Consider the following 26,127-nt stretch of genomic DNA (forward strand, 5'->3'; position numbering starts at 1 on the left):
GAAGTATCCGTTCTTCTCGGCGATGCGCGCCTCGGCGCAGATGATCTCGTATGAAGTCTCGATCGGCTTCATCCTGATCTGCGTCGTTCTCTGGGCGGGCACGTTCAACATGAACGACATCGTCTGGGCGCAGAAGGGCCACGTCTTCGGGATCATCAACGGTTTCGTCGCGAACCCGCTGCTCTTCCCGATGTGGGTGATGTTCCTCATTTCGAGCCTTGCGGAAACGCAGCGCGCGCCCTTCGACCTTGCCGAAGCGGAATCGGAACTCGTCGCCGGTTACCAGACCGAATATTCGTCGATGGCCTTCGCCGCCTACTGGCTGGGCGAATATGCCAACGTGCTCCTGATGTGTGCGCTCAACGCGACGCTCTTCTGGGGCGGATGGCTGCCGCCGCTCGACATCCCCGTTCTCTACCTCGTGCCGGGCTTCGTTTGGTTCCTGCTCAAGGTCTTCTTCTTCTTCTTCGTGTTCAGCTGGATCAAGGCCACCGTTCCCCGGTATCGCTATGACCAGTTGATGCGCCTGGGCTGGAAGGTCTTCCTGCCCGTATCGCTGCTGTTCGTCGTAATCGTCAGCGGCTACCTCATGGCTACCGGACACTTCCAATGACCGTCGGACAACTCATAAAGAGCTTCACGCTCTGGGAGTTCGTGAAGGCGCACTGGCTGACCTTGAAGTACTTCTTCAAGCCCAAGGCGACGATCAACTACCCCTTCGAGAAGAACCCGCTTTCGCCGCGCTTCCGTGGTGAGCATGCCCTTCGCCGTTATCCCAACGGCGAGGAGCGCTGCATCGCCTGCAAGTTATGCGAGGCGATCTGCCCGGCGCAGGCGATCACGATCGAGGCTGCGCCGCGTACCGACGGTTCGCGCCGCACCACGCGCTACGACATCGACATGACGAAGTGCATCTACTGCGGCTTCTGCCAGGAAGCCTGCCCGGTCGATGCCATCGTCGAGGGGCCGAACTTCGAATACGCGACCGAAACGCGCGAAGAACTGCTCTATGACAAAGCCAAGCTACTGGCGAACGGGGACAAGTGGGAGCGTGCGATCGCCGCGAACCTTGAAGCCGACGCACCGTACCGATAGGGGGCCGCGGACATGATCCAGACTTTTGCCTTCTACCTTTTCGCGGTGCTGACGATCGCTTCGGCGGCCACCACGATCCTCGCCCGCAACCCGGTTCACTCGGTGCTGTTCCTCATCCTGGCGTTCTTCAACGCTGCCGGGCTGATGATGCTCACCGGAGCCGAGTTCATCGCCATGCTGCTCGTCATCGTCTATGTTGGCGCGGTCGCGGTGCTGTTCCTCTTCGTCGTCATGATGCTCGACATCGATTTCGCCGAACTGCGTGCAGGCTTCATCAAGAACTTCCCGCTCGGCATGCTGGTGGCCCTGGTGCTGCTCGCCGAAATGGTGCTCGGCATCGGCGCTTACAAGGCGGGTTCGCTGAACCTCGGTACGCCTGACGGCACGGCGGTCACGCCGGTCGGTGCTTCGAACATCGAGGCGATCGGCGGTCTGATGTACAGCCGCTACTTGTTCCTGTTCGAGGCGGCCGGTCTGATCCTGCTCGTCGCAATGGTCGGCGCCATCGTCCTGACCCACCGTCAGCGCGGCGATACCCGCGGCCAGAAGATCAGCAAGCAGATCGCGCGTCGTCCGGACGAGGCGACCGTCAACGTCAAGCCGGAAATCGGCAAGGGGGTCCAGCTGTGATCGGCGTCGAACATTACGTGGTCGTGAGCTCGATCCTCTTCGTGCTCGGCGTCCTCGGCATTTTCCTGAACCGCAAGAACGTCATCGTTCTGCTCATGGCGATCGAACTGATCCTGCTTGCGGTCAACATCAACCTCGTCGCGTTCAGCGCGTTCCTGCACGACCTCACGGGCCAGATCTTCGCGATGTTCGTGCTGACGGTCGCTGCCGGCGAGGCCGCAGTGGGGCTCGCAATCCTCGTGATCTATTTCCGCGGACGCGGCAGCATCGCTGTCGACGACGTCAACCGGATGAAGGGATAAGGCCTTGCACCCGATCCTGTTCATCGTCTTCCTGCCGTTACTGGCAGCGATCATCGCCGGGCTCGGCAACAAGCAGCTGGGCAATGTTCCCGCAAAGGTCCTGACGACCGGCGCGCTGTTCATTGCCTGCGGCTTGAGCTGGCCGATCTTCATCAGCTTCCTCAGCGGAAGCGCCGAAGCCAGCGTCGTGCCGGTCCTCAAGTGGGTCCAGTCCGGCGCCATGACCTGGGACTGGTCGCTGCGGGTGGACTCGCTCACCGCGGTCATGCTGGTGGTCATCACCTCGGTTTCCGCGCTCGTGCACCTCTATTCGTGGGGCTACATGAGCGAGGAGCCGGATCAGCCGCGCTTCTTCGCGTACCTCTCGCTGTTCACTTTCGCCATGCTCATGCTGGTGACCGCGGACAACCTGGTACAGATGTTCTTCGGTTGGGAAGGCGTGGGCCTGGCCTCGTACCTTCTGATCGGCTTCTGGTTCCGCAAGCCTTCTGCCGGTGCCGCCGCGATCAAGGCCTTCGTGGTCAACCGCGTTGGTGACCTTGGCTTCATGCTCGGCATCTTCGGCTGCTTCCTGGTGTTCGGCACCGTGTCGATCCCCGAGATCCTGCACGCCGCGCCCAGCATGGCCGGTTCGACGATCGGGTTCCTCGGCACCCGCTTCGACACCATGACCGTGATCTGCATCCTCCTGTTCATCGGCGCGATGGGCAAGTCGGCGCAGCTCGGCCTGCACACCTGGCTTCCGGACGCGATGGAAGGCCCGACCCCGGTTTCGGCGCTCATCCACGCAGCCACCATGGTCACCGCCGGTGTCTTCATGGTCTGCCGCCTGTCGCCGCTGTTCGAAACCAGCGAGACGGCGATGCACTTCATCGCCTTCATCGGCGCCTGCACCTGCTTCTTCGCCGCCACCGTCGGCTGCACGCAGTGGGACATCAAGCGCGTCATCGCCTATTCGACCTGCTCGCAGCTCGGCTACATGTTCTTCGCCACCGGCGTCGGCGCCTATGGCGCGGCCATGTTCCACCTGTTCACGCACGCGTTCTTCAAGGCGCTGCTGTTCCTCGGTGCCGGCTCGGTCATCCACTCGATGCACCACGAGCAGGACATGCGCTTCTACGGCGCGCTGCGTAAGCACATCCCGATCACCTTCTGGACGATGACGGCGGGTACGCTGGCCATCACCGGCGTTGGTATCGCGGGCTTCGTGGGCTTCGCAGGCTTCTACTCGAAGGACGCGATCCTCGAGGCGGCCTTCGGTTCGGGCACGGCAGTGGGCGGCTTCGCCTTCTGGATGGGCATCGCCGCCGCGCTGATGACCAGCTTCTACTCCTGGCGCCTGGTCTTCCTGACCTTCTTCGGCAAGCCGCGCTGGATCCAGTCGGAGCACATCCAGCACGCCGTCCATGACGCCCACGGCCACGGCCATGACGATCATGCGCACGACGATCACGCTCACGATGACCATGCCGACGATGCGCACGCCCATGCCGCTCCCGAACTCGGTTCGCGCGGTCCGGACTACACGCAGCACGGCGACGGCACGGGCGGATATCATCCGCACGAAAGCCCGCTGGTCATGCTGCTGCCGCTGGTGATCCTCTCGATCGGCGCTGTTGCTGCCGGCTTCGTCTTCAACCACGCCTTCGTCTCGGAAGGGACCGGCGAGTTCTGGAAGGGCGCCCTGGTGTTCCACGAACACCTGATCCACGCGATGCACGGCGTGCCGACCTGGGTGAAGTGGGCTCCGTTCACGGTGATGTCGCTGGGCCTGCTGATCGCCTGGTACGGCTACATCAAGAACCTTTCGTTCCCCAAGGCAGTCGCCGAACAGCTCGGGCCGGTCTACACCTTTGTGTTCCGCAAGTGGATGTTCGACGAACTCTACCACAACATCTTCGTTCGCCCCGCCTTCTGGCTCGGCAAGGTGTTCTGGAAGGTCCTGGATATCGGCGTGATCGACAAGTTCGGTCCCGACGGTGCGGCCTGGGTCGTCGCCAGGGGTTCGACTTACGCGCAGAAGGTCCAGTCGGGCTATCTGTACAGCTACGCTCTTGTCATGCTGCTGGGCCTTGTCGGCGCCATCAGCTGGGTGATCGCGGGATAAGATGATGAGTGGTTTTCCGATCCTCAGTCTGATGTTGCTGGTGCCGCTCGCGGCGGCACTGGCATGTCTCTACCTTGATGCCAAATCGGCACGCACGGTGGCGCTTCTCGCCACCCTTGCGAACCTTGCCCTTGGCGTCGTCCTCTGGCTGAACTTCGACGTCGGCGGCGCGCAGTGGCAGTTCCAGGAACGGCATGAGCTGTTCTCGGGCTTCTCCTACGCCCTCGGCATCGACGGTATCGCGCTGCTCCTGATCGAGCTTTCCGTCTTCCTCATGCCGATCTGCATCGGTGCGAGCTGGAACTCGATCGAGAAGCGTGTTGGCGAATACATGGCGGCCTTCCTGCTCGTCGAAACGCTGATGATTGGCGTCTTCACGGCCCAGGATATCTTCCTGTTCTACATGTTCTTCGAAGCCGGCCTCATCCCGATGTACCTGATCATCGGCATCTGGGGCGGCGCGGATCGCATCTACGCCTCTTACAAGTTCTTCCTCTACACGCTGCTCGGCTCGGTGCTGATGCTCGTGGCGATGCTGTGGATGGTCCACACCGCCGGCACGACCTTCATTCCGACGCTGATGACCTACGACTTCGACCCGCAGGTCCAGACCTGGCTGTGGCTCGCCTTCTTCGCCAGCTTCGCGGTGAAGATGCCGATGTGGCCGGTCCACACCTGGCTTCCGGCGGCACACGTTCAGGCGCCGACCGCAGGCTCGGTCATCCTGGCCGGCGTGCTGCTGAAGATGGGTGGCTACGGCTTCATCCGCTTCTCGCTGCCGATGTTCCCCGAAGCTTCGGCCTATTTCGCGCCGCTGGTCTGGGGCCTGTCGATGGCCGCCGTCGTCATCACCTCGCTCATCGCGCTGGTGCAGGACGACATGAAGAAGCTGATCGCCTACTCGTCGGTCGCCCACATGGCCGTCGTGACCATCGGTCTCTTCGCCTTCAATCCGCAGGGCCTCGAAGGCTCGATGCTGGTCATGCTCAGCCACGGCCTCGTCTCGGGCGCGCTGTTCCTCTGCGTCGGCATCATCTACGACCGCCTGCACACCCGTGAGATCGCCCGTTACGGCGGCCTCGCCATCAACATGCCGCGTTACGCGCTGTTCTTCCTGCTCTTCACGATGGCCTCGATCGGCCTTCCGGGCACCAGCGGTTTCGTCGGCGAATTCCTGAGCCTCGGCGGTATCTACCAGGCATCGAGCTGGACGGCGCTGATCTGCACCACCGGCATCATCCTGGGCGCTGCCTACATGCTCTACCTCTATCGCCGTGTCGTCTTTGGCGACCAGAAGAATGCCGATGCCGCCGCCATGGCCGACCTCGACCTGCGTGAATACCTGATGGTTATCCCGCTCGGCCTCGCGGTGCTGTGGATGGGCGTCTATCCCGAGAGCTTCATTGCTCCGATGCGCGCAGACATTGCCGCACTCGACGCCCGGCTCGCTCGCGCAAAGCCGGAAGGAGACGCCAAGTTGGCCATGGGCAAGGAAAAGCCTGCACATGAAGAAGCAGCCGCGCATGAGGGGGCACACTGATGGACTGGTCACAGTCGCTGCGCCTGATCGCGCCGGAAGAAACGCTTAGCGTAGCAAGCCTGGTCTTGCTCCTTGTTGCCGCCTGGGGCGGCGACAAGGCGGCCAAGCTGATCTCCGTTCTCGCCGTGGCGGCGCTCGTCGCCGCCGGTATCCTGGTTGCCCCCGCGCTCTGCGGCGGTCACATGGGTGCCGAAACCTCGGCCTTCTTCGGCCAGTACCGTGCCGACGCCTTCTCGTCCTACGCCAAGATCCTGATCTACCTCTCGGCCGCCGTGTCGCTGGTGGTGGCGCCTGCCTATTTCGACCGCTTCAAGGCGATGCGGGCGGAATATCCGGTCCTCGTGCTGCTGGCCGCGATCGGCATGGGCATGATGGTCTCGGCCACCGACCTGCTGACGCTCTACATCGGTCTCGAGATGAACTCGCTCGCGGCTTATGTCCTGGCGGCGTTCCTGCGTACCGACGGTCGTTCGGCCGAAGCGGGCCTCAAGTACTTCGTGCTGGGCGCGCTGGCTTCGGGCATCATGCTCTTCGGCATGAGCCTGACCTACGGTTTCGCCGGAACGACCTCGTTCGCCGGTATCAGCGCCTCGATGGCGCAGGGCCTCTCGAACGGTGCGCTGTTCGGTATCGTCTTCGTCTTCGCCGGCCTTGCGTTCAAGATCAGCGCCGTTCCGTTCCACATGTGGACCCCGGACGTCTACGAAGGCGCGCCGACCCCGGTCACCACGCTCTTCGCCACGGCGCCCAAGGTCGCGGCCATGGGCCTGACCATGCGCGTCGCCATCGAAGCCTTCGGCGATCAGGCTGCTGCCTGGCAGCAGATCGTGGTCTTCGCGGCGCTTGCCTCGATCGTCGTCGGTGCCCTCGGCGCCATCGGCCAGACCAATATCAAGCGCCTGATGGCCTACTCGTCGATCAACAACGTCGGCTTCATGCTCGTCGGTCTCGCGGTGGCAACGCCGCAGGGCGTCTCGGCCATGCTGTTCTACCTTGCGATCTACGTCGCGATGTCGGTGGGCGGTTTCGCCGTGATCCTGATGCTCAAGGATGCCGACGGCAATCCGGTCGAGGATCTTGCCAAGATGGCAGGCCTGTCGCGCACGCGTCCCGGCCTGGCGCTGGCGCTTGCGATGGTCATGTTCAGCCTTGCCGGTATCCCGCCGATGTTCGGCTTCTGGGGCAAGTTCCTGGTCTTCAAGGCGGCTGTCGACGGCGGCATGATCGCTCTGGCGGCCATCGGCTTCGCGGCCTCGGTGATCGGAGCCTTCTACTACCTGAAGGTCGTCAAGGTCGTCTATTTCGACGAACCCGCCGACGTGGTGAAGGGTGAGAGCGACATCTGGCACAAGCTGATCCTCGTGGTCTCGTGCGTGGTCATCTCGCCGCTGGGCTTCCTGCTGACCAAGTGGCTCGGCCACCTGACCGAGACGGCTGCGGCCGCGCTCTACTCCGGCCTTTGATAGAGGTCGTCGAAGAGACCGCCTCGACCAACGCGGACCTTTCCCGGCGCCTAGGCGCCGGGGAGGGCCTCGCGGAAGGTTTCTGGTTGCGCGCAGTCAGGCAGAGCGCCGGACGCGGCCGCCGCGGTCGCCAATGGTCCTCTCCGGAGGGCAATCTCTACGCCAGCACCGTCGTCCAGCTGAGAGCGTACGATCCCCCTGTCCATAGCCTGGCCTTCGTGGCGGCACTGGCCGTGTACGACCTCATGCTGTCGCAATTGCCGCGCGAGGCGGACTGCCAGCTCAAATGGCCCAACGACGTTCTCGTCGACGGCGCGAAGATCTGCGGCATCCTGCTGGAACGCGCGGGCGATCATGTCATTATCGGCATCGGCGTGAACGTCGTCAGCGCGCCCGATCTTCCGGACCGCGCAACGATCTCGATCCGCGCCGCGAACCCCGATAGCGATAACGACGCGCAGACCGTTCTGGAGCGGCTCGCGGATGGTCTCGCGGTGCGTCTCGCCCAGTGGCGGCGGGAAGGGCTGCCATCGACGCTCGCCGACTGGACCCGCCATGCGCACCCGCAGGGAACGCCGCTGTTGGTAACGCTGGACGAGGAAGGGCTTTTGCCCGGCGCCTTTGCCGGGCTTGACCCGGATGGAGCATTGCGCTTGCGTCTGGCCGACGGGTCCCTACGTGTCGTCCACGCCGGTGACGTTTCGCTCGCCTGAAGGAAAATCCATGCTGCTTGCCATCGATGCCGGCAACACCAATGTCGTCTTCGCGCTGTTCGAGGGCCGCACCTTGCGCGGCCGCTGGCGCATCGCCACCGATCCGCGCCGCACCGGTGACGAATATGCGGTCTGGTTGATGCAGCTACTCTCGATCCGCGGCGTGGCGGCGGACGAGATCAAGAGCATCATCATCTCGACCGTGGTGCCGCGCGCGCTGCACAACCTCGAAATTCTCTGCCGCCATTACTTCGACGTCGAGCCTTTGGTGGCGGGCGTCGGCAAGGCGGACTACGCGATCGACATCGACGTCGATCAGCCCAAGTCGCTGGGCGCCGACCGCGCCGTAAATGCGATCGCCGCGCATGAACGCCATGGCGGAGACCTGATCGTCGTCGATTTCGGCACCGCAACGACGTTCGATGTGGTAGACTACAACGGCGCCTACAAGGGTGGCATCATCGCGCCTGGCATCAACCTTTCGCTGGACGCGTTGGTGGGCAATACGGCCAAGTTGCCGCGCATTGCCATTGCCGTTCCCGCCAGCAAGAGCGTGATCGGCCGGAATACCGAGGACCAGATGCTGATCGGGGTGTTCTGGGGCTATGTGGCGATGATGGAGGGCCTGATCGCCCGCATGCGCGCCGAAATCGGGCGTCCCGCCAAGGTCATTGCGACCGGTGGGCTCGCCGTATTGTTCGATGAGGCTTCCGATATTTTCGACGCGGTCGATCCTGACCTGACGCTCGAAGGCCTCGCCATTCTTGCCGAAAGGGCATCGAAGACGTGATTCCAGGTAACGAACTGCTGTTTTGTGCGCTCGGGGGCTCGGGCGAGATTGGCATGAACGTCAATCTCTACGGCTGCCAGGGCAAATGGCTGATGGTCGACCTGGGCATGACCTTCGGCATGAACGAATATCCCGGCGTCGATCTGGTCTTCGCCGATCTCGACTTCATCGAGGGTGAGCGCGAGAACCTGCTGGGCATCGTCCTGACCCACGCGCATGAAGACCACATCGGTGCGGTGCCCTACTTCGCGCAGGAACTGGACGTTCCCATCTACGCCACGCCCTTCACCGCGCGCCTTGTCGCGGCGAAGCTGGAGGAAGCAGGCATTCTGGGCGAGGTCGAACTGATCGTCATCGATCATCTGGACCGCTTCGAACTCGGGCCTTTCGGCATTCGCTACGTGCCGCTCGCGCACTCGATTGCCGAGGGCAATGCGCTGCTGATCGATACGCCGTTCGGCCGCATCTTCCACACCGGCGATTGGAAGCTCGACGATGAGCCGCAAGTCGGCACCCCGGCCACCAAGGCGGAACTGACCGCGATCGGGGACGAGGGCGTGCTGGCGCTGGTCTGCGATTCCACCAACGTGTTCAATCCCGAGGCTTCGGGCAGCGAAGGCGAGGTCTATCGCGGGCTTTTGGAGGAAGTGAAGAAGCATCGCGGCCGCCGTGTGCTGGTCACGACATTCGCCTCCAACGTCGCTCGCCTCCAGACGCTGGGCGAAGTGGCGCGCAAGACCAATCGCAAGCTCTGCGTCGCCGGGCGCTCGCTCGACCGCATCGTCGAGACCGGACAGGCCAGCGGCTATCTCAAGAAGCTGCCCGAACTGGTGGATGTCGAGACCGCGATGGACCTGCCGCGCGGCGAAGTGCTGATCGTCGCTACCGGCGGGCAGGGTGAGCCGCGAGCGGCGCTCTCGCGCATTTCCGAGGGCAATCACCCGATCAAGCTGGAGAAGGGCGATGTCGTCCTGTTTTCCAGCCGCCAGATCCCTGGCAACGAAATCCCGATCGGCCGCATCCAGAACCGGCTGTCTGATGCTGGCATCGTCATCGTCACCGACCGCCAGAGCATGATCCACGTTTCCGGCCATCCGGGACGCCCGGAACTCGTCGCGCTCTATGGCTGGCTGCGGCCCGAGATTTTGCTGCCGGTTCACGGTGAAATCCGCCACATGCGCGAACAGGCCCGCCTGGGGCTGGAAAGCGGTGTTCCCCATGCGGTGTTCCAGAAGAACGGCGATCTGGTCCGTCTTGCGCCGGGCAAGCCGGGCAAGTTCGGAGAAGTCCATTCCGGCCGCCTGATCCTCGACGGCGACATCATCGCGCCGGCGGACGGAGATGCGATGGTCATGCGCCGCCGCATCGCGTTCAACGGCGTGGTTTCGGTCGCGGCGGATCGCAAGGGTCATGTGCAGGTGGCGGCCATCGGTCTGCCGCTGGACGAGGACTACCTGAAGTTCGTCGAGGAAGCGCAGCGCGATGTCGCCGATGCACTGGGCCGCGCCAAGAAGTCGGACCGCGAGGTGCGCGTCGAGGCTGCCCGTCTGGCCGCACGCCGCGCTGCCACGCGCTGGTCGGGCAAGAAGCCGCAAGTGCAGGTGATGTTGCTGGAGGATTGACCGTATGGCGATGCAATGGACCTCGATGGTAGCGATCTACGGCCTGTTCTGGGTCCTCAGCGCCTTTCTGGTCATGCCGTTCGGCCTGCGCACGCCGAACGAGGTCCAGGGCTTCCAGGTCGAGAAAGGCCATGCGGACAGCGCGCCGGTCAATTTCAGGCCGCGCTTGATCGCCAAGCGGGCCACCGTTCTCGCGGTGGTACTGTTCGGTCTTTATTACGTGAACTACGCCGAGCAGTGGATCACGGTGGCCGATCTCAATTTCTTCGGAAAGCCGCCGGTTCAGGACCTCGGATACTAAAAAAGCCCGCTCGAAAGAGCGGGCTTTTTTGTTGCGGTAACCGTGCTTCGATCAGCTTCGCAGCCGCTCGATCCCCTGTGCCAGAGCGACATAGAGCTTGCCCATGTCGGAGGAGAGCAGGGTTACGCCCAGGGCATTGCCGTCGCGGGTGGAGAGGACCTGCCGCAGGATCGACTCGAAGTCGTGGATGTAGCGGCTGACGTGTTCGCGGAAGGCTTCGTCGCGCTCGAACAGCTGCTGGATCGACTTGATCTCCCCGGCGTCGAGCAGCGAGACCGCGCGGCGCGTGAAGATCCCGCGATCGCCGCGCAGATAGGAAGCCCAGGCGGTGTCGGAGACTTCGCTCGACAAGGCGGAGGCGATGTCGATTGCGTTGGAATTCAACGCTTCCGTGATGAGGGCGACGCGGCGGGCGAAGTCGTTATCGACTTGCTCCTCGGCCTTTTCGCGCGCCTCGGTCACGCGGCTTTCCAGACTGCCCACAAGCTCGTCGACCTTAGCCAGCTGTTCGCGCAGCTGGATCGTTGCCTCACGGGTCGCGCCAGAGGCGTGGGCGACGGCCTGGTCGAGCTGCCCGGTGACTTCGGCGACGCGGGTGCGCATCGAGCGGTCGATGGCCTGTGCGCTTTCGCTGCCGAGATCTTCGGCGACCTTGGCGATGCGCGCGGCGCTCTCGGTTTCGATGGCGGCGACGGATTGGTCGATGGTCGTACCGAGCGCGGCGATGGCCTCGCGCAGTTCATCCTGCGCGCGCGAGGCAGCGGACTGGGTTGCGGCATCGATCTCGGTCAGCGAGGTGTGCAGAACCTTCAGAAGCTGCGCATGCGCCGCGCCGTGCTCGGACAGATCCGAATGCATGGCGGAAAGTTCATCCGCGAAGTCCTTGAGATTGTTGCCGGACTGTTCGACTCCTACAGCGAGTTCGGCCCCACTTCGGGCCGACTGCCCCAGCGCTTCGAGCACGGTGGCGGTGCCGGATTGCAGGCGGCTCAGGCGATCTTCGGAAACCGTGAGCGCCTCGGGCAAGTCGTGGTGGGCATAGCGGGCGCTGCCCTGGATGAGTTCGAGCAGACGCACGCTCGTCTCGGTCAGCTTCTCGGCATCGGCATCGGTTGCCGAAAGGGTCGCGCGGGCGGCGGTAAGGCGCTCGCCCAGTGAGGCGAGGCTGCCGCGCAGGCGGGTTTCGAGCAATTCGCTGCTGCCGGCGATCGCGCCGAAGCGGGCTTCGTACTCGCCGAGTTCGCCGGTGATGGCGGCAGCATGCTCGCCGAGGGCCGCGGCCTGCAGGCGTTGGCGTTCAAGGCGTTCGGCGATGGCGTTGTCGAGATCGCCGAGCATCTGTTCGATGCGGGCGATGGCATGGCGTTCCTGTTCGGCCTGACGGGCGAGGCGTTCGCTCGTTTCCCCTGCCAGCCTGTCGCGCCGCGTTGCAATCTCGTGGTCAAGCGCTGCGGCGTCGCTGCCGATCGCACCCAGCGATCCGCGCAGCGCCGAGACGGCGGCATCCTGGACCTGGGAGATACCGCGGGCGACTTCCGCCTGTTCCTCGTGCAGTTCGTCGAGAGCCTGACGCCAGGCTTCGGCCGCACGACCTTCGCCGTCGCGCAGGGCGCGCGAAACGACGTCGCTTTCCTCGCGCAAGGCGACGAGGCGCGCGCGCAGCGAAGTGAGGCTCTCTTCCTCGTGGCGGTCGAGTTGGCCGCGTGTTTCCGTGATCTCCGCGTCCAGCGCTGCGGCGCGGGTGCGGATGGAAGCCAGGGCGGTGACTTCGTGGCTATCCAGTTCACTGCGGAAAGCCTCGCCACGTTCCGAAAGCAGGGCGAAGCGCTGCTCGGCAAGCGTACCGATCTGCTCGCTGCGGGCATTGATCGCGGTCAGCGCGCTTTCCACGGCACTGCCGAGGCGGGAGACCTGCAATTCGCTTCCTGTCGCGAATTCGTTGAGGCGCTTGAAGCCGTTGACCATGTCCTCCAGCTGGACATGGGCGGCGCGCCCGGCATTGCCGATGTTGTTGGTGACGTCCTTGGCAGAACTGGCGATGACGGGGAGTTGCCCGCGCAGTTTCTCCATATTGTCGAGCGCGGCCTGGCTGACGCCGCCGATGGATTCGACGCGCGTGCCATTGTCGCGGATCAGATCCTGGAGCCGCTCGGCGTTGGAGGACAGCCTCTCGGCGGCGATGCGGCCGAGGGATTCGAGATCGCGCGACTGGGCCGCGATGAATTCGCGGGCGAGGCTGAGTTCGCGGTTGACCGTGGTCAGGCGGGTTTCAAGCTGGGTGGATTCATGGGACAGCGCGCGGGCGATATTGCCGAAGCGGCGACTCTCGCGGCTGCTGTGGCGCAGCGCCAGCAACCAGACCATCCCGATCAGCAGCAGGGGCACGGCCCATTGCACGATCAGCGCGGGAACCGCGACGAGCCCAAGGCCCTGGCCGAAATCGGGCCAGCGCGCGTAAAGGAAGAAGGCGCTCCAGCCCAGCGCAACCGTCCCGGCAATCGCGGGCGCAAGCCAGTCGAGCGATCGGGGCGACCCTTCCTGAGTGGCGGCCTCTTCGGTTGCGACCCAGGCGTTGCGCCATGCGTCGTCGGAGGTGTCGTCCTCGATTTCCGGGGCCGGAGCAGCCGGTTTTTCCATGGGTTCTTCCGAATTTCCGCTCGAAACGGGTTCGCTGCCGTTCGCGCCGAACGCGATGATCCTGTTTTCCCCAGACATGCGGGTCAGGATACCACGCGGGGGGCATCGATAAACCCCGGTTTAACCCTTTCCGGATTAAACTGGGGAAATGGCGTATGAAGCAGGTGCCCTCGAAGCGACCCTCGCCGCGGCAGCGGGCGGAGATCCCGTACTTTTCGCGGAATTGCGCGCCTCCTACCTGGAGAGCGTGACGCGGCAGGTCGATCTGCTGTCGCGGGCGCGCTGCGACGGCAACTGGCATGTCGCCGCGATGCGCCTCAAGGGACTGGCCGCCAGTTTCCATTCGGCGCAGTTGCTGGCGCTGGCCGAACGCGCGCTCGACAGCGCGCCGGGCGAGCCGACCGTGATCCGCCGTCTACAGGCCTATCTTGCAGAGTTTTCCGTCGGCTGAATTACGCGCCGAGCTTGGCACCGGGCGGCGCTTTCCCTAAACGGTAGAGCCTTGCTGGAGGTCATTAAACTGCGCATTGCCTTGCTCGCCATGATGGAGCCTGCCGTGGCGGGCCAGACCCAGCCGCGCGCCTTCCTGCGCATCGGCGGGGCGACGCTGGCGCAGCATCAACTGGGGCTTGCGCTCGCGCTCGATTGCCAGCGGGTCATCTGCCTCGCACGTGGGCCTTCGCCGGAGATGATCGCGCTCCAGCACATGGCCGAGGATGCCGGGCTGCAATTCTACATCGCCACCGGCGCCCGCCCGCTTTCCGGACTGGTGACGGCGAATGACGAACTCGTCGTGATCGGCGAGGGGCTTTTCGTCCAACCGGCCGGGGTTGCGGCGCTGTTCGACGGCAAGGCGCCTGCGGTGCTCGTCCAGCCGGTGGAAGGCGGCCTGGCGGCGGGCTTCGAGCGGATCGACATCAATCGTGCCAGTGCCGGGGTCATGCGGATTCCGGGCAATCTGGTGGAGAATCTCCAGGAGCTTCCTGGAGACTGCGACGTGCCTTCGGCGTTGACCCGGATCGCCCTGCAATCGGGCGTTTCGATGCGTGAAGTTCCGGCAGACCTGCGAAGCGGCGCCGACTGGCGGTTGATTCGCGACGAGAGCGAGGCGCACGGCGTCGAACTCGAATGGCTGCGCGAGCGGTTTGGCGAGGGAGAACGCGTTTCGCCGGGAAGGACGATCGCACGCTACGGCGTGCTGACGTTCGGTTCCTCTCTGCTGCATGCCGGTAATGCCAGCAGTATCCTGAGCCTCGGCGTTCTGGCGGCCCTGGCGATCGCGGGAGGCTTCGCCTGGTTCGGCTTCCTGACCGTCGCTTTCCTTTCGTTGTTCGTGGCCGCCGTGCTGGTCGAGGCGAGCCGGTTGCTGCGTCTGGCGGAGCGTCAGGCGCTGGGACAATTGCCGCCGGCGATCCCGCGCGCGGACGCGTTGGGGTGGCTCGTCGATGTCGTGTTCGGGCTTTCGCTGCTTGCCGGAATCCCCCGGCTCGGCGGCGAATCGGTGATCTCCTGGTTCTTCGCGCCGTTCATGCTGATGCTGCTGCTGGCGATGATCCCGCGTTTCGTGACGGGAACGGCGGCCTCGCTCGTCTCGGACCGTGCCACATTGGGACTTCTTCTGGCTTTTGCCGCAGGATTCGGGCAAATTGAACCGCTGGTGGAAGTTCTGGCGATCACGCTCGTTGTGGTCGGCATGCTCCTTCCGCTACGTCGGAAGGACTAACCGGGGCTTAACCAGATACAGGGTAAACGGGACGGATGATCGACAACGCTGTTCATCCGGCCGACGACCAGACCGCGGAGGCCTTGCTCCGCGCAGACCTGGCGCGCGGCGATGCCATGGCCGGTTCGGTGTTGCCGATCCTGCAGTATCTTCTTGCGGCCGAGGACAGTGCGCTTTTCAGCGACGAGATCCTGGCGCGGGTGCGCGGGATGCTGTGTGGTCTGGCCCGCGGGATCGTGGAAAGCCTTCATGACGAAGAAGCGGCTTCGGTCCAGTTCGCCGAAGACGTGGAAGACCTTGCCCGTATCTTCATGGCCGATTCCCTGTTGCTTTCGCATGTCCATGCGATGGCGCTGGAATGGCAGATGACCGAGCGGTTGCAGACGCGGCTCGCGCTGGATCCGGTGGTATCGCCGCTCATCCAGGCCATGCTGGCCTCGGCCGAGGGGCAGATGCACGGCCTGGCGGTAAGCTGGCTGGCCGCGCAGGCCCGCTGGTGCCAGGCCCAGCGCCGGATGAGCCTGCCGCTGACCGAGCTTCCCGGCGATCTGCTCCACCGGGTCCTGCTGGCGGTCAAGGCGTCTCTGGCCGGGCGTGCCGCCTTGGCCGAACGTCTCGTACGGTTCGAAGCGGACATTCGCCGGACTTACGATGAGGGCGCGACCCGGCTTGGACTGTCGGCCCGGTTGCTGACGGCGCTCGGCGGAGCTTTCCATGTCGCGCTCTCGGTGGCCCATGCCGGGACTGCGCTGTTCTTCACGGCGCTGGCGATGGGGGCCGGGCTGCGCCGCGAGGCGGCCGTGCTGGCCACGCATGAGGCGCAGCTTGCGCGTCTGGCGTTGGCCCTGCGCGCGGCGGGCCTCAAAGCCGCCGATATCGAAAAGCAATTCCTCGCCATTCATCCGGAAGCGATGTTGCCCGAAGGCTTCGAAAGGCTGGGTGTCGATCTTGCCGCCTCGATTCTGGCCAGCGGACGGCAGGGCGGCTGATGCTGATGGAAGGAACCATTCTGGCTCGTGCCGTCAGCGATGTGCAGGACCGCCTGCTGGAAGCGGACGAGCCGCTCGCCGGGCTTCAGGAGCGCTGCGGCGGCGAGCTTCCCGGCACGATCGCCATACCCGAGCTGCTCGAACTCGTCCGCAAGGCGCGGCGCTATGGCTTCCGACTCGCCCGCGCCGTTACGGCGCACGACGGCGGCGATGTCGTCACGGCCTGGATCGAAGTGGAGCCGCAGGGCCTGAATGAGGGCTGCCAGATCGTCGTCCGCAATTGGCAGACCGCGCCCGCGCCCGTCGAGGATGCGGCTTCGGTGGAGCGCCGCCGGACGATGATCGATCGCCACCTTGCCGAACTGAGCGCGCAGCTCGATGCCGATCAGCGCGTGTTGTCGGTTCTCGCCGACAGTCCGGAGCTGGCTTTGGTGGCAGCGGCCATGCAGGGCGGATTCGGTCGTCTCTGGACCGAGTTCCTGCCGCCCGAGAAAGTGACGCACCAGCAGCCGCTGCATTGGCGCCTGCTCGACGGTGCGCCGGTGACGGTGCCGGGATCGCGGCGATCCTGGCGGGTGTCGCTCATTCCGCATATGCGCCCCGGTTTCGATCCGGCCGGTTTCGAACTCCTGCTGGTATCGGATACGCCGCCGGCGCCCGCTTCGACGGTGCGCGAGCCGATGGAGCCGCTGCTGCGGCGCAGTCTCGTCGGGCACGATCTCGCCCCGGTCCTGCGCCAGCCGATCGCGCGGATCATCGCCAATGCCGAGACCATCCGCACCCGGCTCGCCGGACCGCTGCCCGACGCCTATGCCGAGTATGCGGGCGAGATTGCGGGTGCAGGCAAGTTGCTGCTGGGGCTGCTGGAGGATTTGGCCGACCTCGAAGTCGTCGAGACCGAGGGGTTCAGCACCGCACCGGACAGGGTGGACCTGTCGGAACTGGCGCGTCAGGCGGCGGGTATCCTGAACGTGCGCGCGCAGGAAAAGGGTATCGTCATCGAGGCGCCGCATGTCGCGGAAACGCTTCCTGCCGTGGCCGAGTATCGCCGCGTGCTTCAGGTTCTGCTCAATCTCATCGGCAACGCCATCCGCTATTCGCCGGAGCATTCGCAGGTCTGGATCCGGCTCGAAGCGCTGGAAGGTCGTGCACGGGTAATCGTCGCCGATCAGGGGCCGGGCCTGTCCGAAGAGCAGCAGGACAAGATATTCGACAAGTTCGAACGGCTCGGTCGCAGCGGCGACGGCGGTTCGGGGCTCGGACTCTACATCTCGCGCAGTCTGGCCCGTGCAATGGACGGCGAACTGTTCGTGGACAGCGCGCCGGGGCAGGGCGCGCGCTTCATTCTCGAAGTCCCGGCCGACCTCGACGCCTGATTTTCTGCGTTAAAGGGTCTGGATCACAGGCGGCCAGTCACAGATGATTGTTGTTGGTCTCGTTGCCACGCCGGGCGAGCCAGAGCAGAATTGCGCCCACAGCCGTCATCACCGCGCCGCGGATCGCCCAACCCCGGTCGTCGAGCATCAGGCTACCGTTCGGCCAGGACAGGATGCCGGTACCCTGAGCGACCCATAGCAGTCCCACGGCAATTCCCAGCAAGCCCACGAAAACGGCAAGAAGTCTGAGGAACAGCATCACGGTTTCCCCCTTGCGAAACAAGGCCAGGATAGGAAGCGCTTGCGGCGAGATTGTGGCGACGGCGCAGCCTCGCCAGCGATCGTCCTTTCCGGCGCCATCATACACGTTTCGGTGGGGAATGGATAAGAACCAATTTTTCGCGCAGGCGCTGCGCAAAAAGAAAGGCCCCCGCTTTCGCGAGGGCCTCCTTTACCGAACAGGCTCCGGCGAGCCGTGCGATCAGCGCTGGCCGAGCGGCACGTAGTCGCGCTGCGTCGGGCCGGTGTAGAGCTGACGCGGGCGGCCGATCTTCTGGCCGGGATCCGAGATCATTTCGTTCCACTGCGCGACCCAGCCCACCGTGCGGGCAAGGGCGAAGAGCGCGGTGAACATCGTGGTCGGGAAGCCGATGGCCGAGAGGATGATGCCCGAGTAGAAGTCGACGTTCGGGAACAGCTTCTTCTCGGCGAAGTACGGATCGCTGAGGGCGATTTCCTCGAGGCGCAGGGCGGTCTCGAAGAGCGGGTCGGTGACCTTGAGCGCGTCGAACACCTCGCGGACGGTCTTCTGCATGACCGTGGCGCGCGGATCGTAGTTCTTGTAGACGCGGTGACCGAAGCCCATCAGGCGGAACGGGTCGTTCTTGTCCTTCGCACGATCGATGTAGTGCTGGATCTTGTCCGGCGTACCGATTTCCTTGAGCATGTTGAGCGCGGCTTCGTTCGCGCCGCCGTGGGCAGGGCCCCAGAGGCAGGCGATGCCGGCGGCGATGCACGCGAACGGATTGGCGCCCGAGGACCCTGCAAGACGCACGGTCGAGGTCGAGGCGTTCTGCTCGTGGTCGGCATGGAGGATGAAGATGCGGTCCATCGCCTTTTCGACGGCGGGGATCACTTCATATTCTTCCGCCGGCACGCCGAAGGTCATGCGCAGGAAGTTGCCGGTGTAGCTCAGCTTGTTGTCCGGGTAGAGGAAAGGCTGGCCGACCGAGTACTTGTAAGCGGCAGCGGCGATCGTCGGCATCTTGGCGATGAGGCGATGCGAGCTGATCTTGCGGTGCTCGGGATCCGAGATGTCGGTCGAGTCGTGGTAGAACGCCGAAAGGGCGCCTACCACGCCGCACATGATCGCCATCGGGTGGGCGTCACGGCGGAAACCGCGGTAGAAGTTCGCCAGCTGCTCGTGGAGCATGGTGTGGCGCGTGATGGTGTTCTCGAAAGTGGCCAGCTCGTCTGCGTTCGGCAGTTCGCCGTTGAGCAGCAGGTAGCTGGTTTCCATGAACGACGAGTTCTCGGCCAGCTGGCCGATCGGATAGCCGCGGTGGAGCAGTACGCCTTCGTCACCGTCGATGTAGGTCAGCGCGGATTCGCAGCTCGCCGTCGACGTGAAGCCGGGATCGTACGTGAACTTGCCCGTCTGGGCATAGAGCTTGCGGATATCGATGACATCCGGGCCGACACTGCCCTTGAGCACGGGGTAGTCGAATTCCGTGCCACCAGCATTCAGTTTGACCTGATCACCCACCAGTTCTTACTCCTTATATGTGTGTCCCGGCAGCGGCGTCCGCCTGCGCGCCAATGCGTGCGAGGCTTTCGTCCCGGCCGAGCAGAACCAATACGTCGAAAATACCCGGAGAGGTCGTCTGACCAGTCAGGGCCGCTCGCAATGGCTGCGCGAGCTTGCCGAGGCCCAATCCCAAGTCCTCGGCCATTGCCTTCAGGTTGGCTTCCAGTGCCTCCAGCGCCCAGTCGGACTCGCCGGAAAGACGCTCATGAATGGCGGCGAGGCGCCCCCGCGCCTCGTCCGTCAGCAGCGCCTGCGCCTTCTCGCTGAACGCGAGCGGGCGCTTGGCAAACAGGAAGGCTGCGCCTTCTGCAAGTTCGTTGAGGTCCTTTGCGCGGACCTTCAGCACCGGCATCGCCTGCGTGAGCAAGGCGAAGTCGGGGTTTTCGTAACCGGCCTGAACCAGGCGCGGCAGGACCAGTTCCGCCAGGCGGGCGTCTTCCGCCTCGCGCAGGTAGTGGCCGTTGAGATTTTGCAGCTTCGCGAGGTCGAAGCGCGAGGGTGACTTGCCGACGTCGGCCATGTCGAACCACTCGATCGCCTTTTCGCGGCCGATGAATTCCTCGTCGCCGTGGCCCCAGCCGAGGCGCAGCAGATAATTGAACAGCGCTTCGGGAAGCACGCCCATCTCGTCGCGATAGGCATCGACGCCCAGCGCGCCGTGACGCTTGGAAAGCTTGGCGCCGTCCGATCCGTGGATCAGCGGCACGTGGCCGTAAGTCGGCACTTCCCAGCCCATGCCGTGAATGACCACGAGCTGACGGAAGGCATTGTTGAGATGATCGTCGCCGCGCAGGACGTGGGTCACGCCCATGTCGTTGTCGTCGACCACCACGGCCAGCATGTAGGTCGGGGTGCCGTCGGAGCGCAGGATGACGAAGTCGTCGATTTCCTCGTTCTTGACGGTCACTTCACCCTGAACGAGGTCGGTGATCGTGGTCTCGCCGTCGCGCGGGGCCTTGACGCGCACGACATAGGAGCGGTCGGTCGGCCAGGTCGCAGGATCGGCATCGCGCCATTCGCTGTCGATGCGGAACGGGCGGCGTTCTTCCTGGGCCTTCTGGCGGCGCTCGGCCAGTTCCTCGGGCGTAAGGTAGCAGCGATAGGCATGGCCGCTAGCCAACAGCGCGGCTGCCACTTCCGCGTGGCGGTCCGAGCGGGCGAACTGGAACACGGCGGGTTCGTCGCCGTCGAGCCCGAGCCAGGTCAGGCCGTCGAAGATCGCCTCGATCGCCGGTTCGGTCGACCGGGCACGATCGGTGTCCTCGATGCGGAGCAGATACTTGCCGCCGTGATGACGGGCGAACAGCCAGTTGAAGAGCGCGGTACGGGCGCCGCCGATATGGAGATAACCCGTGGGCGAGGGGGCAAAGCGCGTGACGACGGTCTTGCCTGCCGTCGATCCGCTCGATGCGCTGCCGCTTGCCATTATTATAACCTTCCTGTCCTATGCGCGCCATGGCCAGCCAAGCCGCCACGACGGTTGATCTAGAGCATCCGGATTTCGCCGGAGCCGCTGCATTGCAGCATCGCCCATGGATCAGCCAGAGCCACTTGTCGAGCAGTTTGGCCGGTGTCGAGTGTTTTCTTTCGAACTGCGGTTTCGCTAGGGGACCGTGGCTCGTCGTAGCCTTTGGAAGCGGCGCAGTTGCGTGGTTTTCGCTGCCCTCCAGAGAGGCTTGGGCGGGGCTTTGCGTAGTATGCGTCGCAATTGCGTTATTCGCACTTTACTGGCGATCCGGCGGACTTCGCTATCCGTATATCCGGCAGGCGATATTGTCGCTGTTGTTGCTGACCATGGCGGGGTGCTTGGGAGTATGGATGCGCTCCGAGATGATTGGTGTTCCGGCGATTCCGCGTCCGCTGTCAGGGACCTTCACTGGCCGGGTGATCGCGCTGGAAGAACAGCCTGCACTGGAGCGAGACCGCTTGACCATGGCGCTGCGCGAACCGGGTGCCGGCCGGGCGATCAAGGTACGCGTGAACCTGCCGGTCTCGTTTCGGGAGCAGGTGCTTGCGACCGGGACGGTCATCCGCTTTCGTGGGCGACTTGCCCCGCCCGCGGCGCCGATGTTTCCGGGGGGCTACGATTTCGCCCGAACAGCATGGTTCTCAGGGATTTCGGCCACGGGTCTGGTGACCGCGCCGATCGAGGTCCTTTCCGAGAGCGGCGGTGACGACTGGCTCGGCGAACAGCGGACGAAACTCTCCCGTCATATAACCGGAAGCCTGGCCGGATCGGCGGGGGGCATCGCCGCGGCGCTGACTACCGGGGATATGGGAGCGATCTCCAAGGGGGATGCGCAGGCGATGCGGGATGCCGGGCTTGCGCATCTGCTGTCGATCAGCGGGCTTCATGTGAGCGCGGTGATCGGCGGGGTCTATCTTCTCGCCCTTCGCCTGCTGGCGCTGTCACCGGCTTTGGCCTTGCGGATTCGATTGCCGGTCCTTGCTGCCGGTTGCGGCGCCTTGGCCGGTATCGGCTATACGCTGCTCAGCGGATCGCAAGTGCCGACAGTGCGTTCGTGTCTGGGGGGCTTGCTTGTGCTGGCGGCATTGGCTCTTGGGCGCGAGGCTCTGTCGATGCGCCTGCTGGCGGTGGCGGCTTTCGCGGTTTTGCTGGTCTGGCCCGAGTCGATTGTCGGGCCCAGCTTCCAGATGAGTTTTGCGGCGGTGATGGTTCTGGTCGCGCTCGGCAATGCCGGACCGATAAAACGATGGTTCGCGCCCCGTGAGGAAGCCGTGCCCTTGAAGGTCCTGCGCCATGCCCTGCTGGTCTTAGTGATGGGCATCGCCATCGAAATGGCATTGATGCCGATCGGCCTTTATCATTTTCACCGCGCGGGGATCTATGGCTCTTTTGCCAACGTTCTTGCTATCCCACTGACGACACTGATTATCATGCCGTTGGTTGCCTTGGCGCTTCTGCTCGATATCGCAGGAGCGGGTGCGCCGGTCTGGTGGCTCGCGGATCATGCGATCCATGGCTTGCTTGCGATCGCCCATTTCATCGCGGACCGTCCGGGCTCTGTCCGTGTCATGCCGACGCTGAGTGGATGGCATTTCCTGCTGTTCGTGGCAGGCGGGCTATGGCTTGGACTTTGGGAAGGGCGGGTGCGTCTGTGGGGGCTGGCGCCGATCGTCATCGGATTTCTGGGCCTGATGACGATCCAGGCGCCGGATCTGATGGTTTCAGGTGATGGTCGCCATGTCGGATGGATCGATCCGGTCAGCCGGCGTTTCGTGATGCTTCGCAACAGTTCCAGCGACTATGCGCTGGATAACATGATGGAAGTTGCCGGACTGCGTGAACTGCCCGAGGCGGTGTCGAGCGTTCCGGGAGCCAGATGCAACAGCGATTTCTGCGCTGTAGCGCTGCGAACCGGCGGAACCGTCCACCATGTGCTGATCGCCAAGGGGCGTTTGATAGTGCCGGAAGATCAACTCGCCCGGGCTTGCAAGCGATCCGATGTCGTCATTGCCGATCGCCGTCTTCCGGGCAATTGCCGCCCCAAGTGGTTGAAAGCCGACCGTGCGATGCTGGATCGCAGCGGCGGCATAACCATCGACCTCAAGCAACGAAGAGTGACAAGTGTTATCGATACCCAGGGCGATCATGGCTGGTAACGTGCCCGGAACTGAATCTTAGGCGAAGCGTCCGCATGAATGACGCCGGACCGGAAAGCCGAAGGCTTTTCCCTACGACGTCAGTGATAGCGGCGCAGAAGTCCTGCGAGCTTGCCCTGAACTTCCACTTCGTCCGGGCCGTAGATCTGCGGTTCGTAAGCGGCATTGGCCGGATCGAGCCGAAGCATGGTGCCTTCACGGCGGAGATACTTGAGCGTTGCTTCCTCGCCGCGGATCAGCGCGACGACGATTTCGCCATCGCGGGCGGTATTGGTACGCTTCACGAGGGCGAAGTCGCCGTCGAGAATGCCTGCATCGATCATCGAGTCGCCGGAAACTTCCAGCGCGTAATGTTCGCCGGAGCCGAGCAGGGCGGCCGGAACCGGAAGCAGCGAATGCCCTTCCAGTGCTTCGATCGGCACGCCCGCCGCGATGCGTCCGTGCAGCGGAATTTCGATGACGTCGTTGGCCGGTGCCGGGACCTGCGGAGCACGAACCGGTGCCTCGTTCGCCGCCGGGGCGCTTCGGACAGGCTTGGTCGTCGTATCCTCAGGCTGGCGCAGGACTTCGAGCGCGCGGGCGCGGTTGGGCAGGCGGCGAATGAAGCCGCGTTCTTCCAAGGCCGAGATCAGGCGATGAACGCCGGACTTCGACTTGAGATCGAGCGCTTCCTTCATTTCCTCGAAGCTGGGCGAGATGCCGCTTTCCTCGAGCCGGACCTGGATGAACCGGAGCAATTCATGCTGCTTGCGCGTCAACATCGGCTTTGCCTCATATGTTCTGCGGCCCTTGGCCCGGCCGGATAGTGTTGCCTCTCCAGGTGATCTCCGAGGGAACAGATTTGAAACGATCTGCCGTTTAGAGAGCTTTCCTGCGAACAATGAGGGAACAATTATGCAACGAACAGGGTATAGTCAAGCAATACCGCCATTTTGGAGCAAGAACATTCTAACGAGACTGCCCGCATCGACGGCTTCGGCGCGAGCGGGGCGATCGATCAGGACGTTGCTGGCGGCCAGCGAGGACAGCGCGCCGCTGTCCTGTAGCGAAAGGGCCTGCACGGTTTCCCCGTTCCACACCCCGCGCAGGAATTCCCGCCGCGCTCCGCCGGCCTTCAAGGGGGCGGAAAGCTTCGCCGTAATGCTGCGCGGCAAAGGTTCGGCGGCGCCGAGGAGGGCGCGCAGGACCGGCAGAACGAAAAGATAGGCCGTAACCAGGCTGGATACGGGATTTCCCGGCAGCCCGATCACGAGTTGCCTGCGCTCGCCGTGAAAGCGCGTCGCCACCAGCAGCGGTTTGCCTGGCTTGATCGCCACCCGCCAGAAATCGATCTCGGCGCCCCAGGCCTCCAGTGCCGGGCGCAGGAGGTCGTGATCGCCGACCGAAGCGCCGCCGCTGGTCACGATCACATCGGCGTCGGACGCAGCTTCGAAAGCGCGGACGAGCGCGTCGAGATCGTCCGGAATAGGTCCAATTCGCTTCGCATCGACGGGAAGGCTGTGCATCATTGCCGTCAGCATCGCGCCGTTGCTGGCAGGAATTTGATGGACGGCGCAGCAATCGGGTTCGGCAGCCAGTTCGTCGCCGCTGTCGATCACCGTGATTCGCGGAATGCGGTGGACCGGAAGGTGCTTGTGACCTGCCGCAACGGCCAAGCCGATCTGGGCGGGGCCGATCGGCATTCCCTGGGCCAGCAGGGGGCCGCCATCGGTGAAATCCATGCCGCGTCTACGGATGTGCTTGTGGCCTGGCTGCGGCGCCGTGCCGGTCAAGGCGAGAGCGTTGTCCTCACGGGTCACGTCTTCCTGAAGGATGACGGCACCGGCCTCGGCGGGGAGCAGGGCGCCGGTGGAGATGCGAACCGCCTCGCCGGGGCGGAGGGTTCCGTCAAACGGGTGCCCGGCTGCGCTTTCGCCGATGACTTTCCATGGCCCGGCGAGATCGCCGGGGATGATGGCATAGCCGTCCATCGCCGATACATCCGCCACGGGTTGGCTGCGGCGGGCGGATATCGGCGAAGCGAGGTATCGTCCGAGGGTGCCTTCGACATCGACATGCTCGATTGGCAATGGCTCCGCGAGGGCTAGCAGGCGCGCTTGCGCTTCCTCCAGAGAGATCGGCGGAATCACAGGGCTTTCCAGTGGCCCGACTTGCCGCCGCGTTTCTCGATGAGCCGGATATCTCCGATGACCATGCCCTTATCGAGCGCTTTGGCCATGTCATAAATTGTCACGAGTGCGACGGAAACAGCTGTAATTGCTTCCATTTCTATGCCGGTCTTGCCAGTCAGCGACGCAGTCGCGGTCGCTGTGACAGCTTCGTCTTCAAAGGCAAAATCGACGTTGACGGCATCGAGCGCCAGCGGATGGCACATGGGGATGAGGTCGGCGGTCTTCTTCGCCGCCATGATCCCCGCGACCCTCGCAGTGCCGAGCACGTCTCCCTTCGGCGCATTCCCGGCGCGGATGGCTTCCAGCGCCGCTGCCGTCATCGAGATGCGGCCCGAGGCGACTGCGACGCGGAGGGTTTCGGCTTTCGCCCCGACGTCCACCATGCGGGCGTTGCCGTCGTCATCGATGTGGGTGAGGGACTTGCTCATCCGAACAGGAGGGCGCGGGTGGCGGCCTCGACATCGGCTTCACGCATCAGGCTCTCGCCGACGAGGAAAGTGCGCGCGCCGCACGCAGAAAGTCGCTGGAGGTCGGCATGCGCATTGATCCCGCTCTCGCTGACCAGAAGCGTGCCTTCCGGGGTCAGCGGCGCGAGGCGTTCGGTGGTTCCGATATCGGTGACGAAGCGCTTGAGGTCGCGATTGTTCACGCCGATAAGCCGCGATTTCAAGCGGCTTGCACGCTCCATCTCGGACTCGTTGTGAACTTCGACGAGGCAATCCATGCCGCGTTCGTGGGCTGCGGCTTCGAGCTCGACCATGAGGCCGTCATCGAGCGCGGCGACGATGATGAGGATTGCATCGGCACCGATCGCGCGGGCTTCGGCGACCTGCCAGGGGTCCACCATGAAGTCCTTGCGAATGACCGGCAGCGACACGGCGGCGCGCGCTTCGACGAGGAAATCCTCGTGGCCCTGGAAGTAAGGGGCATCGGTCAGGATCGACAGGCAGGCAGCGCCGCCACGCTCATAGGCGATGGCGTGCTCTGCTGGACGGAAATCCGGTCGGATCAGGCCCTTGGAGGGGGAAGCCTTCTTGATCTCGGCGATCAGCGCGAAGCCGGTTTCCACCTTGGAGCGCAGGGCCGCCTCGAAGCCGCGCGGGGCGGTCTGCTCGGCGGCGCGGGCGTCGAGGTCGTTGATCGTCGCGAAGCCCTTGCGGGTTTCGACTTCCACGCGCTTGGTGTCGCAGATCTCAGTAAGCTTGTCGGACATCGGTACCTCGAAAACGCGCCGGGC

The 26,127-nt window shown here is 64.2% G+C and carries 24 protein-coding genes; 16 read left to right on the top strand and 8 right to left on the bottom strand.

Annotated features, from left to right (window positions below; translation table 11 throughout):
• The 11 genes from V7066_RS21230 to V7066_RS21280 form a co-directional block, all read left to right on the top strand.
• The coding region (locus tag V7066_RS21230; protein ID WP_334184983.1) for a complex I subunit 1/NuoH family protein at positions 1-613 on the top strand (613 nt) is incomplete at its 5' end.
• The gene (gene nuoI / locus V7066_RS21235; protein ID WP_086490631.1) at positions 610-1,095 is read left to right on the top strand and encodes an NADH-quinone oxidoreductase subunit NuoI; all 486 of its coding nucleotides are present in this window, start codon (positions 610-612) and stop codon (positions 1,093-1,095) included. The genes V7066_RS21230 and nuoI, both read left to right, overlap by 4 nt.
• Before the next feature lie 12 nt (positions 1,096-1,107).
• Positions 1,108-1,725, top strand: a complete 618-nt coding sequence (locus tag V7066_RS21240; RefSeq protein WP_334184984.1) for an NADH-quinone oxidoreductase subunit J — start codon at positions 1,108-1,110, stop codon at positions 1,723-1,725.
• Positions 1,722-2,027 carry an NADH-quinone oxidoreductase subunit NuoK gene (gene nuoK / locus V7066_RS21245; protein ID WP_054437643.1) on the top strand — a complete coding sequence of 102 codons (306 nt, stop codon included), beginning with the start codon at positions 1,722-1,724 and terminating at the stop codon, positions 2,025-2,027. The genes V7066_RS21240 and nuoK overlap by 4 nt, the downstream gene beginning before the upstream one ends.
• A gap of 4 nt (positions 2,028-2,031) precedes the next feature.
• Complete coding sequence (gene nuoL / locus V7066_RS21250; protein ID WP_334184985.1) at positions 2,032-4,134, top strand: NADH-quinone oxidoreductase subunit L; 2,103 nt, start codon at positions 2,032-2,034, stop codon at positions 4,132-4,134.
• A gap of 4 nt (positions 4,135-4,138) precedes the next feature.
• The gene (locus V7066_RS21255; protein WP_334184986.1) at positions 4,139-5,674 is read left to right on the top strand and encodes an NADH-quinone oxidoreductase subunit M; all 1,536 of its coding nucleotides are present in this window, start codon (positions 4,139-4,141) and stop codon (positions 5,672-5,674) included.
• Positions 5,674-7,137, top strand: a complete 1,464-nt coding sequence (gene nuoN / locus V7066_RS21260) for an NADH-quinone oxidoreductase subunit NuoN (RefSeq protein WP_334184987.1) — start codon at positions 5,674-5,676, stop codon at positions 7,135-7,137. The genes V7066_RS21255 and nuoN overlap by 1 nt, the downstream gene beginning before the upstream one ends.
• On the top strand, positions 7,083-7,850 hold the full coding sequence (locus V7066_RS21265) for a biotin--[acetyl-CoA-carboxylase] ligase (protein ID WP_334184988.1): 768 nt from the start codon (positions 7,083-7,085) through the stop codon (positions 7,848-7,850). The genes nuoN and V7066_RS21265 overlap by 55 nt, the downstream gene beginning before the upstream one ends.
• A 10-nt stretch (positions 7,851-7,860) precedes the next feature.
• A complete protein-coding gene (locus tag V7066_RS21270; RefSeq protein ID WP_334184989.1) occupies positions 7,861-8,640 on the top strand; it encodes a type III pantothenate kinase in 780 nt (259 codons plus the stop codon).
• On the top strand, positions 8,637-10,262 hold the full coding sequence (locus V7066_RS21275; RefSeq protein WP_334184990.1) for a ribonuclease J: 1,626 nt from the start codon (positions 8,637-8,639) through the stop codon (positions 10,260-10,262). The genes V7066_RS21270 and V7066_RS21275 overlap by 4 nt, the downstream gene beginning before the upstream one ends.
• Before the next feature lie 10 nt (positions 10,263-10,272).
• Positions 10,273-10,563, top strand: a complete 291-nt coding sequence (locus V7066_RS21280; RefSeq protein WP_334185035.1) for a DUF1467 family protein — start codon at positions 10,273-10,275, stop codon at positions 10,561-10,563.
• 51 nt (positions 10,564-10,614) lie between these two features.
• Here the strand turns inward: V7066_RS21280 and V7066_RS21285 are convergent, their stop codons facing one another.
• Positions 10,615-13,200: an ATPase gene (locus V7066_RS21285; RefSeq protein ID WP_334184991.1), complete on the bottom strand. Its 2,586-nt coding sequence runs from the start codon at positions 13,198-13,200 to the stop codon at positions 10,615-10,617.
• Positions 13,201-13,348: 148 nt separating this feature from the next.
• Here V7066_RS21285 and V7066_RS21290 point away from each other — a divergent pair, with 148 nt between their 5' ends.
• The 4 genes from V7066_RS21290 to V7066_RS21305 are packed head-to-tail and all read left to right on the top strand — an operon-like array spanning position 13,349 to position 17,288.
• Positions 13,349-13,651, top strand: a complete 303-nt coding sequence (locus V7066_RS21290) for an Hpt domain-containing protein (RefSeq protein WP_334184992.1) — start codon at positions 13,349-13,351, stop codon at positions 13,649-13,651.
• 51 nt (positions 13,652-13,702) lie between these two features.
• The gene (locus tag V7066_RS21295) at positions 13,703-14,923 is read left to right on the top strand and encodes a hypothetical protein (RefSeq protein ID WP_334184993.1); all 1,221 of its coding nucleotides are present in this window, start codon (positions 13,703-13,705) and stop codon (positions 14,921-14,923) included.
• A gap of 35 nt (positions 14,924-14,958) precedes the next feature.
• Positions 14,959-15,912 carry a hypothetical protein gene (locus V7066_RS21300; protein WP_334184994.1) on the top strand — a complete coding sequence of 318 codons (954 nt, stop codon included), beginning with the start codon at positions 14,959-14,961 and terminating at the stop codon, positions 15,910-15,912.
• Positions 15,912-17,288, top strand: coding sequence for a sensor histidine kinase (locus V7066_RS21305; protein WP_334184995.1), 1,377 nt, complete (start codon positions 15,912-15,914; stop codon positions 17,286-17,288). Before V7066_RS21300 ends, V7066_RS21305 begins: the two co-directional genes overlap by 1 nt.
• 37 nt (positions 17,289-17,325) lie before the next feature.
• Here V7066_RS21305 and V7066_RS21310 read toward each other — a convergent pair whose 3' ends face one another.
• The 3 genes from V7066_RS21310 to gltX all read right to left on the bottom strand — a co-directional run bounded on the left by V7066_RS21310 (position 17,326) and on the right by gltX (position 20,521).
• On the bottom strand, positions 17,326-17,547 hold the full coding sequence (locus tag V7066_RS21310; RefSeq protein ID WP_334184996.1) for a hypothetical protein: 222 nt from the start codon (positions 17,545-17,547) through the stop codon (positions 17,326-17,328).
• A gap of 222 nt (positions 17,548-17,769) precedes the next feature.
• Positions 17,770-19,053, bottom strand: a complete 1,284-nt coding sequence (locus tag V7066_RS21315) for a citrate synthase (RefSeq protein ID WP_334184997.1) — start codon at positions 19,051-19,053, stop codon at positions 17,770-17,772.
• Between the two features lie 13 nt (positions 19,054-19,066).
• The gene (gene gltX, locus V7066_RS21320) at positions 19,067-20,521 is read right to left on the bottom strand and encodes a glutamate--tRNA ligase (protein WP_334184998.1); all 1,455 of its coding nucleotides are present in this window, start codon (positions 20,519-20,521) and stop codon (positions 19,067-19,069) included.
• Between the two features lie 29 nt (positions 20,522-20,550).
• Between gltX and V7066_RS21325 the strand changes: the two genes are divergently transcribed.
• Positions 20,551-22,719, top strand: a complete 2,169-nt coding sequence (locus V7066_RS21325; protein WP_334184999.1) for a ComEC/Rec2 family competence protein — start codon at positions 20,551-20,553, stop codon at positions 22,717-22,719.
• Between the two features lie 80 nt (positions 22,720-22,799).
• Here the strand turns inward: V7066_RS21325 and lexA are convergent, their stop codons facing one another.
• The 4 genes from lexA to trpC form a co-directional block, all read right to left on the bottom strand.
• Entirely contained in the window at positions 22,800-23,480 is a 681-nt protein-coding gene (gene lexA, locus V7066_RS21330) for a transcriptional repressor LexA (RefSeq protein ID WP_334185000.1), read from the bottom strand.
• 153 nt (positions 23,481-23,633) lie between these two features.
• On the bottom strand, positions 23,634-24,848 hold the full coding sequence (locus V7066_RS21335; protein WP_334185001.1) for a molybdopterin molybdotransferase MoeA: 1,215 nt from the start codon (positions 24,846-24,848) through the stop codon (positions 23,634-23,636).
• Positions 24,845-25,318 carry a cyclic pyranopterin monophosphate synthase MoaC gene (gene moaC, locus V7066_RS21340; RefSeq protein ID WP_334185002.1) on the bottom strand — a complete coding sequence of 158 codons (474 nt, stop codon included), beginning with the start codon at positions 25,316-25,318 and terminating at the stop codon, positions 24,845-24,847. The genes V7066_RS21335 and moaC overlap by 4 nt, the downstream gene beginning before the upstream one ends.
• On the bottom strand, positions 25,315-26,103 hold the full coding sequence (trpC, locus tag V7066_RS21345; RefSeq protein ID WP_334185003.1) for an indole-3-glycerol phosphate synthase TrpC: 789 nt from the start codon (positions 26,101-26,103) through the stop codon (positions 25,315-25,317). Before trpC ends, moaC begins: the two co-directional genes overlap by 4 nt.
• Between the last annotated feature and the right edge of the window lie 24 nt (positions 26,104-26,127).

It is taken from the genome of Novosphingobium sp., from assembly GCF_036820275.1.
Taxonomy (GTDB): domain Bacteria; phylum Pseudomonadota; class Alphaproteobacteria; order Sphingomonadales; family Sphingomonadaceae; genus Novosphingobium.